The organism is Kibdelosporangium philippinense (assembly GCF_021390435.2).
GTDB classification, from domain to species: Bacteria; Actinomycetota; Actinomycetes; order Mycobacteriales; family Pseudonocardiaceae; genus Kibdelosporangium; species Kibdelosporangium philippinense.
Genome location: NZ_JAJVCN010000002.1, coordinates 1,898,054 through 1,911,638, shown reverse-complemented (window position 1 = coordinate 1,911,638; position 13,585 = coordinate 1,898,054). Strand labels below are relative to the sequence as shown.

Annotated in this window: 20 protein-coding genes; 7 read left to right on the top strand and 13 right to left on the bottom strand. The window is 68.0% G+C overall.

Annotated elements, in window-relative coordinates; all coding sequences use genetic code 11:
- Window positions 1-15 precede the first annotated feature (15 nt).
- The 5 genes from LWC34_RS27635 to LWC34_RS27615 all read left to right on the top strand — a co-directional run bounded on the left by LWC34_RS27635 (window position 16) and on the right by LWC34_RS27615 (window position 2,760).
- On the top strand, window positions 16-249 hold the full coding sequence (locus LWC34_RS27635) for a hypothetical protein (protein WP_233728034.1): 234 nt from the start codon (window positions 16-18) through the stop codon (window positions 247-249).
- 84 nt (window positions 250-333) lie between these two features.
- Entirely contained in the window at window positions 334-516 is a 183-nt protein-coding gene (locus tag LWC34_RS27630; RefSeq protein WP_233728033.1) for a hypothetical protein, read from the top strand.
- A 171-nt stretch (window positions 517-687) separates the two neighbouring features.
- The gene (locus tag LWC34_RS27625) at window positions 688-1,239 is read left to right on the top strand and encodes a hypothetical protein (protein WP_233728032.1); all 552 of its coding nucleotides are present in this window, start codon (window positions 688-690) and stop codon (window positions 1,237-1,239) included.
- 20 nt (window positions 1,240-1,259) lie between these two features.
- A complete protein-coding gene (bcp, locus tag LWC34_RS27620; protein WP_233728031.1) occupies window positions 1,260-1,733 on the top strand; it encodes a thioredoxin-dependent thiol peroxidase in 474 nt (157 codons plus the stop codon).
- A gap of 118 nt (window positions 1,734-1,851) precedes the next feature.
- A complete protein-coding gene (locus LWC34_RS27615) occupies window positions 1,852-2,760 on the top strand; it encodes a serine hydrolase (RefSeq protein ID WP_233728030.1) in 909 nt (302 codons plus the stop codon).
- 11 nt (window positions 2,761-2,771) lie between these two features.
- On the opposite strand, the gene LWC34_RS27610 is transcribed toward LWC34_RS27615, so the two are convergent.
- Window positions 2,772-3,911: an FAD-dependent monooxygenase gene (locus LWC34_RS27610; protein WP_233728029.1), complete on the bottom strand. Its 1,140-nt coding sequence runs from the start codon at window positions 3,909-3,911 to the stop codon at window positions 2,772-2,774.
- Between the two features lie 44 nt (window positions 3,912-3,955).
- On the opposite strand from LWC34_RS27610, the gene LWC34_RS27605 reads away from it, so the two are divergent.
- Window positions 3,956-4,498 carry a TetR/AcrR family transcriptional regulator gene (locus tag LWC34_RS27605; protein ID WP_233728028.1) on the top strand — a complete coding sequence of 181 codons (543 nt, stop codon included), beginning with the start codon at window positions 3,956-3,958 and terminating at the stop codon, window positions 4,496-4,498.
- Window positions 4,499-4,535: 37 nt separating this feature from the next.
- Here LWC34_RS27605 and rdgB read toward each other — a convergent pair whose 3' ends face one another.
- Genes rdgB through LWC34_RS27575 form a run of 6 tightly spaced genes read right to left on the bottom strand, consistent with a single transcriptional unit; the run spans window position 4,536 to window position 8,930 of the window.
- A complete protein-coding gene (gene rdgB, locus LWC34_RS27600; protein ID WP_233728027.1) occupies window positions 4,536-5,141 on the bottom strand; it encodes an RdgB/HAM1 family non-canonical purine NTP pyrophosphatase in 606 nt (201 codons plus the stop codon).
- A complete protein-coding gene (gene rph / locus LWC34_RS27595) occupies window positions 5,138-5,914 on the bottom strand; it encodes a ribonuclease PH (RefSeq protein ID WP_233728026.1) in 777 nt (258 codons plus the stop codon). Before rph ends, rdgB begins: the two co-directional genes overlap by 4 nt.
- Window positions 5,915-5,937: 23 nt before the next feature.
- A complete protein-coding gene (locus LWC34_RS27590) occupies window positions 5,938-6,708 on the bottom strand; it encodes an MBL fold metallo-hydrolase (RefSeq protein ID WP_233728025.1) in 771 nt (256 codons plus the stop codon).
- 37 nt (window positions 6,709-6,745) lie between these two features.
- Window positions 6,746-7,552 (bottom strand): glutamate racemase, encoded by an 807-nt coding sequence (gene murI, locus LWC34_RS27585; protein ID WP_233728024.1) that lies wholly within the window; start codon window positions 7,550-7,552, stop codon window positions 6,746-6,748.
- Window positions 7,549-8,205 carry a rhomboid family intramembrane serine protease gene (locus tag LWC34_RS27580; protein ID WP_233728023.1) on the bottom strand — a complete coding sequence of 219 codons (657 nt, stop codon included), beginning with the start codon at window positions 8,203-8,205 and terminating at the stop codon, window positions 7,549-7,551. The genes murI and LWC34_RS27580 overlap by 4 nt, the downstream gene beginning before the upstream one ends.
- A 53-nt stretch (window positions 8,206-8,258) precedes the next feature.
- A complete protein-coding gene (locus LWC34_RS27575) occupies window positions 8,259-8,930 on the bottom strand; it encodes a rhomboid family intramembrane serine protease (protein ID WP_233728022.1) in 672 nt (223 codons plus the stop codon).
- Window positions 8,931-8,951: 21 nt separating this feature from the next.
- Between LWC34_RS27575 and LWC34_RS27570 the strand changes: the two genes are divergently transcribed.
- Window positions 8,952-9,809, top strand: coding sequence for an SMP-30/gluconolactonase/LRE family protein (locus tag LWC34_RS27570; RefSeq protein WP_233728021.1), 858 nt, complete (start codon window positions 8,952-8,954; stop codon window positions 9,807-9,809).
- 25 nt (window positions 9,810-9,834) lie between these two features.
- Here LWC34_RS27570 and LWC34_RS27565 read toward each other — a convergent pair whose 3' ends face one another.
- Genes LWC34_RS27565 through clpS form a run of 6 tightly spaced genes read right to left on the bottom strand, consistent with a single transcriptional unit; the run spans window position 9,835 to window position 13,480 of the window.
- Window positions 9,835-10,785 (bottom strand): PLP-dependent cysteine synthase family protein, encoded by a 951-nt coding sequence (locus LWC34_RS27565; protein WP_233728020.1) that lies wholly within the window; start codon window positions 10,783-10,785, stop codon window positions 9,835-9,837.
- Between the two features lie 5 nt (window positions 10,786-10,790).
- Entirely contained in the window at window positions 10,791-11,063 is a 273-nt protein-coding gene (locus LWC34_RS27560) for a MoaD/ThiS family protein (protein ID WP_233728019.1), read from the bottom strand.
- A 50-nt stretch (window positions 11,064-11,113) separates the two neighbouring features.
- On the bottom strand, window positions 11,114-11,569 hold the full coding sequence (locus tag LWC34_RS27555; RefSeq protein ID WP_308200140.1) for a M67 family metallopeptidase: 456 nt from the start codon (window positions 11,567-11,569) through the stop codon (window positions 11,114-11,116).
- A 56-nt stretch (window positions 11,570-11,625) separates the two neighbouring features.
- Entirely contained in the window at window positions 11,626-12,642 is a 1,017-nt protein-coding gene (locus LWC34_RS27550) for a P1 family peptidase (protein ID WP_233728018.1), read from the bottom strand.
- Window positions 12,639-13,196 carry a DUF2017 domain-containing protein gene (locus tag LWC34_RS27545; protein WP_233728017.1) on the bottom strand — a complete coding sequence of 186 codons (558 nt, stop codon included), beginning with the start codon at window positions 13,194-13,196 and terminating at the stop codon, window positions 12,639-12,641. Before LWC34_RS27545 ends, LWC34_RS27550 begins: the two co-directional genes overlap by 4 nt.
- Complete coding sequence (clpS, locus tag LWC34_RS27540; protein WP_233728016.1) at window positions 13,193-13,480, bottom strand: ATP-dependent Clp protease adapter ClpS; 288 nt, start codon at window positions 13,478-13,480, stop codon at window positions 13,193-13,195. The genes LWC34_RS27545 and clpS overlap by 4 nt, the downstream gene beginning before the upstream one ends.
- Window positions 13,481-13,585 lie beyond the last annotated feature (105 nt).

Genomic DNA, 13,585 nt, shown 5'->3' with positions numbered 1-13,585 from the left:
CGGTACGTTGGACGCATGACGACGCCTGGGTCACTGCCACAGCGTTCGGTCTGTCACGGGTGCCGCCAGGTCACCCACATCCGCCTTGAGGACGAGGACGAGATGGCGGTGCTGCGGCCGATGACCGTGCCCGGCCAAGGGTCGATCTACCACGAGATCGCACCGGGCGTGATGGTCGAACGACCGTGCCCGGTCTGCGGCGAGTCGGCCGACCCCGGCTGGATCGAGGGCTTCACCCCACCCGTCTGACCCGGTAATTCGCCACCCGGTGACTTGACCCTTCCGGACAAACTGACACGATGTCGAAAGGTCGGTGTACGGGAGGGCGGATCCATGCGGGGACTCGAGCCGCTGCGGCGAGCGCTTCGCGTGGTCGACTGGTTCGAGGCGCGCGGCGTCTACGTCCCTGGTGAGGACAACCAACCGGTGTCGCCATGGCGTGATTTCGGCTGGTTGATCGCCTCGTGGCTGATCACGGTCGGCCTTTTCGTCGTCTTCTTCGCGATGGCCGCCTGACCAGGCCACCGGGTGGCCACGGTCACTCCAGGTGCCTCTTCGGTTACGGCTTGGCCACATCACGACACCAGCTCCGACTCGACACACGCATCACTGTGGGTATTTGGCGCGCCAGGCCCCACTCTGTGGGAGTCACACGCCTCCTCTCCCCACAGGCCGAAAGCAGGAACCGTGAAACCCGTCCGCCTGGCGATCGCCGCGTGCGTGTTCGGCGCGTTGGTGACCGGGTGCGACGCGGGTGTCATGAGCAGCGCGTCCGCGACCGGGGTCGCCCCCGTCGCCGCACCCTCCCGGATGATCGCGCCACCTGTCGCCATCGCCGATCGGCCGGCCAAGTTCGGCGAACGCCGGTCAGCTGGTGAGTCCCTCATGGTCACTGTGCTGGCCCCGAAATCGTTCGTGCCGGGGGAAACCGCGTATCCACGTGCGCCGCGCGCGGCCGCGTTCGAGGTCGCCGTGGAGAACCAGGGCACGAGGTCGTATCGGCCGACGCAGCTCGTGGTGAGGGCGACCGACCCAGACGGCAACGCGGTTGTTCCTGTGGTGGACAAGGCTCAGGGGTACGCGGGCAACGTCAGCGCCGACATCGATGTGCCGCCAGGCAAGAGCATCCGGCTGACCTTCGCGTTCGCCGTGCCGGTCGAGGAGACGGATCTGCGGGTCATCGTCCAGCCGGACATCGCCACAGCCAGTGACCGCGCCGAGTTCGGGGGCACCGTCTGAGCCGGGTAGGTTCTGCGGCTATGAGCGAGCAGAAGAGGCTGGCCGTCGGCGACCCGGCGCCCGATTTCACCCTTCCCGACAGCACCGGCAAGCCGGTGTCGCTTTCGGACTACCGTGGCCGGTCGGTTGTCGTCTACTTCTACCCCGCCGCGGGCACGCCGGGCTGCACCAAGCAGGCGTGCGACTTCAGGGACAACCTGGCCGAGCTGAACGACGCCGGTTTCGACGTCGTCGGTATCTCGCCAGACAGCCCGGCCAAGCTGGCCAAGTTCGTCGAGGCGGAGGGACTGAACTTCCCGCTGCTGTCCGACGAGGACCGCTCCGTGATGACCAAGTGGGCGACGTTCGGCGAGAAGCAGAACTACGGCCGGACCGTGATGGGCGTGATCCGGTCCACGTTCATCGTGGACGGCGACGGAAAAATTTCGAAGGCAGGCTACAACGTCAAGGCGACTGGCCACGTGGCCAAACTGCGTCGCGACCTGGGCGTTTAGGAATTTTCCTTCCGCTGGCTCAACCTTGCGGCCACGACCCGCGTTAACGCGCTGACCTGCGCAAAGGTTGAGCCTTACGGCCATCAACCTGCGGACATTCCCTGGGCGTTTCCGGGGCATGACGCGGACACTTTGGACGGTCGCGGCTGCCACAGTGACAGCCGCCGTGCTCGGGCTCATCGGGTGTGCCACCACCCAGCGAAGCCCTGAGCTCATGGAAGAAATCCCCGTGCAGACCGGGCCACCACCGGCGGAATGGACTCAGCCACCACCGAGCAGCCCGCCCGCGGTCAGGGGGAAGGTCAGCACCATCGACGTGCAGCAGGTGGTCAGGGGGGTGTCCGCGAACGCCACCGCGGCCGCTGTGGTCCTTGACCTCGATTCCGACACCGAGACGATCTCCGAGAACGCCGACCGGCAGTTCTACGCCGGTTCACTGGTCAAACTGCTGGTCGGGCTGGACACGCTGCTGCGCGCTCCCGGTGACGAGCTGAAGTCCCAGCAGGTCGCCACGATGCTCGTGTTCAGTGACGACACAATCTGCAGCGAGCTGTGGGTGGCAGGCGGCGGGGGCCGGGCCATCATCGGCCGGATGAGCCAGCTGTTGCAGCTCGACGGGACCCAACCGCCAAGGACACGGCCTGGCCAGTGGGGCGACACCCTGATCACCGCGCATGACTTGGTCCTGATCTACAAGTACATCCTCACCAAGGCTCCGGAGGAAATCAGGGAGACCATGATCCGCGCGATGGCCAACGCGGCCGAGCACGGGTCCGACCATTTCTTCCAGTACTTCGGTATCCCCTCCGCGTTCAGAAAAACCTCGTGGGCCATCAAACAGGCGTGGACCAACAACGCCGCGGCGGTGTCCGCCCACAGCACCGGCCTGATCGGCGCTGGCGAAGGCGGCGCCTGGCGGTACTTGATGATCCTGCTGACCGAGCATCCCCCGCGGCAGACGATCGACGTCGCGGCCGACTCGGTCAGCGAGGCCGCCGTGGCCATCGCGCCGCTAATCCAGCAATAACCCCAGGTCAGTCACGTTGTACAAGGTGGTGACCAGTTGTACATCTGGCTAAGAGACCGCAACATCACCGAGGCAGGCGTCAGTTTCATCAGTGCGTTGCGGACTGCGGCCATGGCAGGCGAGGTCGTCATGCCGAGCCTGCCTGCTTGCCTCGACCTCGCGGCGACCGACTGGGTCCGGCGCAGGCGCAGACTGTCGTAGTGCGCCAGGGCCCCGGCGAGGTTCTGGCCGCGAGCGACGGCACCGAGCGTTACGGCGTCTTCCAGTGCCTGGCACGCACCTTGCCCGATGTTCGGGGTCATCGCGTGTGCGGCGTCGCCGAGCAGCACCACGGGCCCGTGCACGTAGGACTTGAGCTTGGGCAGGTACGACAGGTCGTGCCGGAGGATCTTCTCCGGTGCCGCCTCGCTGAGCAGCTGCGGGATCGGGTCGGCCCACCCGTCGAACCTGCGACGCAGTTCGGCCAGTTCGCCGTCCTGGCTCGTCTGCCCGGCCGGGGCGACCGCGCCCGCGAAGACGTACACCTGGTCCTTGGGCAGCGGGACGACTCCGAACTCCTCGCCACGGCCGATGTACGCGCCCGCCACGTCCAGCCGCTGCCCGGGCCGGTCCAGCACCGTCCGCCATGCCGTGGCGCCGAAGTAGACAGGATCATTGCCAGGCCAGAACTGAGCGCGGACCGCGCTTCGGACGCCGTCGGCACCGACCAGCAAATCAGCAGGTGTTTCGCCTTGGCTGTGCGCGACGACCACTTGGGATCCGTCGAGCCGGGCGCCGGTGATCCGCGTTCCTGCCCGCAGCACCCCGGGCGGCACAGCCTCGGCCAAAGCGGTGTGCAAGTCGGCGCGATGCAGCGCCACGGCCGGGCCGTATCGGCGGTCCAGCTCCGAGGTGTCCGTGTGGACCAGCCAGGTGCCGCGGGGATCCATGATCCCGCCGCTCGCGGCGAACAGCCCGATGTCGCGGATCCGGTCGCCGAGGCCGATGTGGTCGAGCGCGCGCAACGCGTTCGGCCACAGCGTCAGCCCGGCGCCGACCTCGCTGAGTTCCGGCGCCTGCTCGAACACCTCGACGTCCCATCCTGCGCGGGACAGTGCGATGGCAGCCGCGAGGCCGCCGATTCCCCCACCCGCGATCACCGCTTTGGCCACGGCTTCCCCTCCTCTACATCTGTAGAGGACTCTACACTTGTAGAGTGACCGACCGCCGGGCTGAATTGATGGACGCAGCGATAGTGACACTCGCGCGCGAAGGCATGCGTGGGCTTACGCACCGCGCCGTCGATCGCGCGGCGGGCGTGGCAGAAGGGTCGACGTCGTACTACTTCCGCACCAGAGAGGCGCTGCTGTCCGGCCTCCTCGACCGGCTGGCCGAGCTGAGCACAGCGGAGATCGCGGCGGTAGACCCGACGGACATCGTGGGGGTCGCCGGATTGATCGAGCACTGGGCCACCGCGGGACGTGACCGGATGCTCGCCCGGTTCGAGCTGACGATGGAGTCGACCAGGCGGCCGCAGTTGCACGAGACCATGGAACGGCTCGGCGGCCACTTCCGGACGATGGCCGAGGAGTTCCTGCTCGCGGAGAGCGTGCCGGACCACAAGCGCCGGGCGGCCAACCTCGTGGCACAGATCGACGGCTTGCTGTTCGACCAGATCACGGGGGCCGGACCGGCAAGATCCCACGCCGACCTGCAGGACGCGCTGCTCCCGCTGTTCGTGTCAGCTTTCGCTGAATAGCCCGGTTGTGAAGCCTGGCTTCACAACCGGACGAGGTTCAGGATCCCAGTGCCCGCAGGTGCGGGAGCAGCAGCTCCAGCGCGCGGCCACGGTGCGAGATGCGGTCCTTCTCGGCCGACTCGAGTTCGGCCGAGCTCCGGGTCTCGCCCTCCGGCACGAAGATCGGGTCATAGCCGAAGCCGTTGGTGCCCCTGGCTTCGCGAATGATCCGGCCCGGCCAGACGCCCCGGACGACGACGTCCTCCTGGCCCGGCACGACCAGCGCGAGCGAGCAGACGAAGGCCGCTCCCCTGCGCTCGTCGGGCACGTCACCGAGCTGGTTGAGCACGAGGTTCAGGTTCGCCAAGTCGTCGCCGTGCGACCCGGCCCAACGCGCGGACAGGACGCCGGGCATACCGTTGAGGGCGTCGACCTCAAGGCCCGAATCGTCGGCCACCGCGGGCAGGCCGGTCGCCTTGACCGCATCGATCGCCTTGGCGTGCGCGTTCTCCTCGAAGGTCGCACCCGTCTCCGGCGCCTCCGGGTACTCGGGGACGTCGTTGAGGCTGATCACCTCGATGCCCGAGATACCGGCCGATTCCAGGATCCGGCGCATCTCCACCAGCTTCTTGCCGTTGCGGGTGGCGAGCAGCAGACGCGTCACGACTTCGCCTTCTTCTTGCGCGGCGAAGGCTCCGGCAGCTCGCCGGGGTATGGCAGGGCAAGCGCTTCGGCCTGCAGCGTGCAGAGCTTCTCGGTGCCCGCAAGGGCCAGGTCGAGCATTTGGTCAAGGGTCGAGCGGGCGAACGTGGCGCCCTCACCCGTTCCCTGCACCTCGACGAGGGTGCCGACGTCGGTCGCCACGACGTTCATGTCGACCTCGGCGATCGAGTCCTCCTCGTACGGCAGGTCCAGCCGGACGCGGCCGTTGACAACGCCCACGCTGACCGCGGCGATCGCGCACGACAGCGGCTTCGGGTCGGCGAGCCGGTCAGCCGCCGCGAGCCAGGTGATCGCGTCGGCCAAGGCGACGTACGCGCCGGTGATAGCGGCCGTCCGAGTGCCGCCGTCGGCTTGGATCACGTCGCAGTCGATCATGATCGTGTTCTCGCCGAGCGCGGACAGGTCGATGCACGCCCGCAACGAGCGGCCGATCAGCCTGCTGATCTCGTGGGTCCGGCCACCGACACGGCCTTTGACCGACTCACGGTCGCCGCGCGTGTTCGTCGCCGACGGGAGCATCGCGTACTCGGCGGTCACCCAGCCGAGCCCGGAGCCGATCCGCCAGCGCGGCACGCCCTCGGTGACGCTGGCCGCGCACAACACCTTGGTGTTGCCGAACTCGATCATCACCGATCCGGCCGGCCACTTCTGGAAGCCTCGCGTGATCCGGACTTCCCTCAGCTCGTCATCGTTTCTGCCGTCAGTTCGCGCCACCCGGCCACCCTACGAGATGGCCGTCAGACGGTGTACGTGTCCCCGAGCTCGACCAACCGCGAGTCGCCTTGGTACGCCTGACGAGCCTCCGCGAGGACGGCTTCGCGGTCGGTCCACGGCGGCACATGGGTGATCAGCAGGCGCCGCACGCCAGCCCGGCTGGCCAGCTCACCGGCTTCCCTGCCGGACAAATGCAGGTCCGGCGGCCGGTCCACGGCATGCGTCCACGACGCCTCAGCCAGCAGAACGTCGGCACCGTCGGCGAGCTCGTCCAGCGCCGCACACGGCCCGGTGTCGCCGGTGTAGACGAGGCTGCGTCCGTTGTGCGTGACGCGGAAACCGTAGGCCTCACACGGGTGGTTCACTTTCCGCGCCATCACCTCGAACGGGCCGATCGCGACGGTGTCGTCGGACAACATCCGGAAATCGAAGACGTCCGACAGGTCCGTCGTCGCCAGCTCGGCCGCGTCCGGCGCGTACGCGCGGGCGAACCTGTCGGGCGCCTCGGTGGGCGCGTAGACCGGCAGCCGATGCGCCCTGGGGTCCTTGGATGGCTTGGGGTGGTAGCGCCGGAAGACCGTCAGCGCGGTGAAGTCCGCGCAGTGGTCGGGATGCAGGTGCGACAGCAACAGCGCGCCGAGCAGGAACGGGTCGCAGTAGCAATGCAGCTCGGCCAATGTGCCGTTGCCGAGGTCCATCGACATCAGGAAATCGTCGGCCTCGATCAGGTATCCCGAGGCCGGCGAGTTCGGTCCGGGGACGCTGCCCGAACAGCCCAGCACGGTCAACAACACGGTGCATAGCGTTACATACGGGCGTGCCAACAATGGGTCAATTTCGCACCAACGGCCTAACTGCGGCCACTTCCAGCCCAAGGAAACGGCGCGACAGGCGGTGGAACGGTGCGACTGGACCGGTGGCCAGAAATTCGTGCCTGGGTTCCTCGTCGGTGTGTTCCCGCAGCAAGTCCCGTTCGGTGAGCGCGCGGACCACGTCCTTGGCTGTCTCCTCCGCGCACGACACCTGCGTGACCCCGTCGCCCATGACGATCTGCAACACGCCGGTCAGCAACGGATAGTGCGTGCAGCCGAGGATCATCGTGTCGACGTCCGCGCGCTGCAACGGCTCCAGATAACTCTGCGCGAGGCCCAAAACCTGGCGCCCGGACGTGACCCCGCGTTCGACGAACTCCGCGAACCTCGGGCACGGCACGGCCGTCACGGACACGTCATTCACTGCGGCGAACGCGTCTTGGTACGCCTCGGAGCGGATCGTGCCAATCGTGCCGATCACGCCGACCCGACCGGTTCGGGTCGTCGCTACGGCACGCCGTACCGCAGGCAGGACAACCTCGACAACCGGGACGGAGTAGCGCTCACGCGCGTCACGTAGGCACGCCGACGAGGCCGTATTGCAAGCGATCACCAGCAGCTTCACGCCGCTGTCCACGAGGCCGTCCATGATGGCCAGGGCGTGCGCTCGTACCTCGGCGATCGGTTTCGGGCCGTACGGCGCGTACTCCGTGTCGCCGACGTAGCGCAGTTGCTCGTCGGGCAGCTGGTCGCGGATCGCGCGGGCGACTGTCAGGCCACCGACGCCGGAGTCGAAAATCCCGATAGGCGCGTCCGCGGCGATCAAGCCGGCAGCTCCCCAACTGCGGGCCCGGCCTGCTCGACCTTGCCTTTGCCCCGGTTGGCGCGCGCCGTGAGCCATGCGGTCAGCACTCCGGCCAGCGCCCCGAAGAGATGGCCCTGCCAGGAGATCTGCGGGTTACCTGGAAGCACGCCAAGCAGCGTACTTCCCCAGTACAGGAACAACACGATGGCCACCGCGAGCTGCTTGAGACTGCGGTTGAAGATGCCGCGCACCAACAGGAACGCCAGCCAGCCGAACGCGATGCCGGAAGCGCCGACCGTGACCACCCCGGATGGCGCGGTCAGCCACACACCCAATCCGCTGACCAGCCAGATGGTCACGGTGACCGCGATCCATTGGCCCAGCCCGCCTGCCATGGCCAGGAAACCGAACAGCACCACCGGAAGCGTGTTGCTGAACAGGTGACTCCAGCCGTCGTGCAGCAACGGCGCCCAGATCACGCCGTCGAGGCCGGACCACGAGCGGGCGAGGATCCCCCAGCGGTCCAGGTCCACCGGCAGGATCACGTCGGCCAGTTCGACCAGGTACAGCAACGCGGTGAAGCCGAGGACCACCAGCACCGCCTGTTTCGGGTTCGGCGGCACGACCCGGTTCACCGGGCCGGAAGCGGCGGGCACAGCAGGCAAAGTGGTCACACTTCGAGGCTACGTCGCGCCACCGGCACCCGGCTCAGGTGAAACCCTGGCTTTCACCCGGGAAAACTGGGTTTCCGGGCGGCTTGTTTGAGCGACCGGCCGACCAGCCACGCGGCCACGATGCCGCCGATCGCGCCGCACAGATGGCCTTCCCACGAGATGCCCGGCTGGTTCGGCAACACGCCCCACAGCACCGAGCCGTAGACCGCGAAGACCGCCACGGCGATCAGGATCTGCGGGATGCTGCGCACGAACAGGCCGCGGACCAGCACGAACGTCAGGAATCCGAAAACGACGCCGGAGGCGCCGATGTGGATGCCTGGCGCACCGATCAGGAACGTACCGACGCCGCTGAACAACCAGATGATCGCGGTGACGCCGATGAACTGGCCCACTCCGCCCGCCGTCGCGAGCAGGCCGAGGACCAGGAACGGGACCGAGTTGGCGATCAGGTGGTCCCAGCCGCCGTGCAGCAGCGGGGCCCAGATGATGCCGTCCCACTGGTCGATCTCACGCGGCCAGATGCCGTGCAGATCCAGCCTGCCGCCGAGGACACTGTCGATTCCTTCGATCACCCACAGCAGCGCGACGAAACCCACGACCACGATGAGCGCCTGCAGCGGGCGCGGCGGGATGATCCGCTTGGCCGGTGGAACAGGCGATTTGGGCGGTCGTGGATTCTGCCCCCACGGCTCATCCGGCCGCGGGAATCCACTGGGCTCCATGAAATGAGAATATCTTTGTTCGTGACTGATCGTTTCGAGATCGCGGTGCGCGCGGAGGCCTCGCTCGGCGAGGGGCCGACCTGGGACGCCATGACTTCGACCCTGCTGTGGGTCGACATCCTCGCTCCGGAGATCCACCGGTGGAACCCGTCGACGGGCGTGAACGAGACCATGGCCGCGCCGATGGACGTCGGCGCCGCCAAGCCGCGCATGGGCGGCGGGCTGGTGCTGAACCTTCGTGACGGGGTCGCGATCGTCGATCCCGCAGGTGAACAGCGGTGGCTCGTCTACTGGGCCAGGGATGGCGTGCGCGGGAACGACGCAGCCGTCGACCCGGCCGGGCGGCTGTGGGCGGGCACGATGCGCTACGACACCGCGGAGGGCGGCGGGTGGCTGGCGCGAGTCGAGCCGAACGGCAAGGCGACCACAGTGCTCGAAAAGGTGTCCATCAGCAACGGCATCGGCTGGAGTCCGGACAACACCCGGATGTACTACGCGGACACGCCAACTGGACTGATCGAGGTGTTCGACTACGACCTCGACTCCGGGACGGTCTCGTCGCGGCGCCCGTTCGCTGACGTCGATGGCTCGCCTGACGGCCTGTGCGTGGACGCCGACGGGTGTGTGTGGGTCGCGTTGTGGGGCGACGGCCAGGTACGGCGATACACGCCGGACGGCAAGTTGCTCAGCACCGTCATCGTGCCCGCGCGCAACACGACGGCGTGCTGTTTCGGCGGTGACGGCCTGACGGATCTGTACATCACGACGGCGCGCGTCGGGATGACGGAAACGGACCTGCGGCGTGAGCCGATGTCCGGCTCGGTGTTCGTGATCCCGAACGCCGGTCAGGGCCTGCCATCCGCTGCTTTCGCAGGGTGACAGGCCTGGCCCGGCATATGCGCCACTAGGCCCAGAGGTGGCCGTCGAGACGTTCGGCGGCCTCGTCGAGCGAGCCGCTGTAGGCGCCGGTGGACAGGTATTTCCAGCCACCGTCGGCCACGATGAAGACCACGTCCGCCGTCTCGCCCGCTTTGGCGGCCTTTTCGGCCACGCCGAGCGCGGCATGCAGGATCGCGCCGGTCGACACGCCCGCGAAGATCCCCTCGGTCTCCAGGAGCTGACGGGTTCGGCGTAGCGCGTCGTACGAGCCGACGGAGTAGCGGCTCGTCAGCACGGACGGGTCGTACAGCTCGGGCACGAAACCCTCGTCGAGGTTGCGCAGGCCGTAGACCAGCTCGCCGTACCGCGGCTCGGCGGCGATGATCTGGATGCCGGGTTTGTGCTCGCGCAGGTAGCGGCCGACGCCGACCAGGGTCCCGGTGGTTCCCAGGCCCGCCACGAAGTGCGTGACCGACGGGAGGTCGCGCAGGATCTCCGGGCCGGTGCCCTCGTAGTGGGCGCGGACGTTGTCCTCGTTGCCGTACTGGTAGAGCATCACCCAGTCGGTGTTCTGCTTGGCCAGTTCCTTGGCCGTGGCCACCGCCTGGTTGGAACCGCCTGCCGCGGGCGAGAACACGATCCTGGCGCCGTAGGCCTGCAGCAGCTGACGGCGTTCGTCCGAGGTGTTCTCCGGCATCACGCAGACCAGGCCGTAGCCCTTCAGCTTGGCCGCCATGGCCAGCGCGATACCGGTGTTGCCCGAGGTCGGCTCGAGGATCGTGCAGCCCGGCGTGAGGCGGCCGCTTTTCTCGGCCGCCTCGATCATCTTCAGCGCTGGACGGTCTTTCACCGACCCCGTCGGGTTACGGTCCTCCAGCTTGGCCCACAGCCTGACGCCGTCGCCCGGCGACAACCGCGGCAGTCCGACCAACGGGGTGTCGCCGAGCGCGTCGAGCAGCGAGTCGTACCTGGCCACGGAAATCAGCCGCCGGCGACCGCGGGCAGGATCGTCACGGTGTCGCCGTCGGAGACCTTGGCCTCAAGACCGCCAGCGAACCGGACGTCCTCGTCGTTGACGTACACGTTGACGAACCGGTGCAGCGTGCCTTCCTTGACCAGGCGCGTCTTCAGGCCGCCGTGGCGCGCCTCCAGGTCGTCGATGATCTCGGCGACCGTGGTGCCGGTCGCCTCGACGGCCTTCTCGCCACCGGTGTGGGTGCGCAGGATCGTCGGGATGGAAACGGTCACAGCCATGGGAAATCCTCCGGGCTTCGGGTTTTTGCGAACTGCGCTGGGTGGTCGGCTCAGCCGCGGTCGGGGATGTCGTCGGCCCCAGTGTGCGAGAACAGGTACGACTCGACGACTTCCACCGGCTCCTCGGTGACCTGGCCATCCATGATCCGGTACGACCGCAGTTCGATCTCCTCCGAGTGCCGGGTGGAGACCAGGACATAGTGCGCGCCCGGCTCACTGGCCAGCGCGATGTCGGTGCGCGACGGGTAAGCCTCGGTCGCGGTGTGCGAGTGGTAGATGACCACCGGCACCTCGTCGTTGCGGTCCATCTCGCGATACAGCTTGAACTGCTCGGTCGAGTCGAACTCGTAGAACGTCGGCGACCGGGCGGCGTTGGTCATCGGCACGAACCGTTCGGGCCGGTCGGTCCCATCCGGCCCGGCGATCACGCCACAGGCCTCGTCGGGGTGGTCACGCCTGGCGTGGGCCACCATCTCAGCCACGAGGTCACGGCGGATCTGCAACACGACCCCATCCTAAGGGGTGGGTGGAGTGTTCCCACCCGGTGAGAAAGGCCACCAGATCACGGGGAATGTTCCGGCCAGACGTCGCGATACGCCGGGAGCTTGCCGTTGGCCTCGGCGGCGAGCAGTCCGTGGACCATGGCTCGGGCGAACGTGTCCGCGGCGGCGGAGCACAGCCGGTCAAGTCCGAGCGCGCGGAGTGGCTCCTTGACCGCGCCACCGTCATCTGCCAGGTCCTTTGTCCCCGTGGCGAGGGCGAAGATGGTGTCGCCGTCGAACATCGAGTGTGCCGGATGCACCGCGCGAGCCAGGCCGTCGTGCGCCGCCACGGCCAGCCGCCGGGTTTCCGACTTGGCGAGTTTCGCGTCCACGGCGACCACGCCTATGGTCGTGTTGAGCAGCCTGCGCGGGATGTCGGGCAACGTGGCCGCTCGATCGGGCCAGGGCCCGCCGAACTCGCCGTCCTGCGCGAACCGGGCCGCGAACGGGATGCCGGTCAGGTCGTCCACGGCCTCGCCGACGGCGTTGACCACCGCGAGGGCGCCGACGGTGAATCCGTCGACCACGGTGCTCGCGGTGCCGATACCGCCCTTGAGCGAGCCCACGCGAGCGCCCGTCCCAGCGCCGACGCTTCCTTGCTCGGGCCGCGCGTCTGACGCGGCCTCGCACGCCGCGTACCCGAACTCCGCGCCAGGGCGGTTGCCCCACGCGTTGACCGGGAGGTCGAACAGCACAGCCGACGGCACGATCGGGACAACCTCGTGCGGTCGCGCGCCGACGGACAGTCCCCGGTTGCGCTCAGCGAGCCACCGCATGACGCCGTCCGCCGCGGCCAACCCGTACGCGCTGCCACCTGACAAACAGACGGCGTTGACGTACTGCACGAGGTTCTCCGGCAGCAGCGTGTCCGTCTCACGCGTACCTGGCGCGCCACCGCGCGCGTCGACGGCGCCGACCGTCTGTGGCGGCGTGAGCACGACGGTTGTGCCCGTTGCCCAGCCGTCGCCGACCTGCTGGTGGTGGCCGACCAACAGGCCCTCGACGTCCGTGATCGCGTTGCGGGGGCCCGCGGTCATGAGCTCATGGCGTGGATGAGCTCTTCCTGCACGACCGTGAGCCAGTGGTAGACCGGCAGGTGACCGGCCCGTGGGTCGTCGTCCGGCAGCTCGTCCGGCATGTCGTCGTCGACGTCCAGCGCTGTACCCAGGGCCAGGCGCACGTCGTTCAACGCGGACAGCCAAGCGTCCGCCTGCTCCAGGCTGAGCCGCACCGGGCCACCGTCGGGTGGGCACGTCTCCAGTACCACCTCGGCGACGCCGGTTTTCTGGTCAAGCAGGGCAGGCTCGTGCAGCGAACGCAGCGCGGCCGCCGAGTCGAGATCCTCTTTGGAGGGCTGGTCCTCGTCCAGCCGATGGAAGTCAGGCAACAGTCGCGACAGGATCGGGTCGTCCGGCGCCGTGGATGGGCCAGTCCGGATCCCGGTCAGCTCGGCGAGCTCGTCCTGTGGCGCTTCGTCGGCCCTGGCCCGCAGCATGTCGTTGATCTGGCCGACCAGGCCGCGCAGCACGGCCGCTTCCTGGCGCTCCAGCTCGGTCACGACCTCGTCGCCGTCCCGGCTCCAAGGGTTCAAGAGTTCCGCTCCATCGTTGCCCAGAGCCCTGCCGCGTGCAGCTTGGCCACGTCCGCCTCGACCTTGTCCTTGTCACCGGACGACACCACCGCTTTGCCCTTGTGGTGCACGTCGAGCATCAGCTTGGTGGCCTTGTCCCGCGTGTAGCCGAACAGCTTCTGGAACACATAGGTCACGTACGACATGAGGTTGACCGGGTCGTTCCAGACGATCGTCTGCCACGGCTTGTCTTCGGCGCTCAGGTCCGCACCGTGTGTCTTCCCCAGCTCGACTGGCGTGGTCATACGTCAATGGTGGCATGCGCCCGTCCAACTGTTGTGGCGAGCTGTTGTGTCGAGTTCAGGGGTTTTGCCACGCCCGGGTTCTCGGCCCGGTGATCGCCCCGGCGC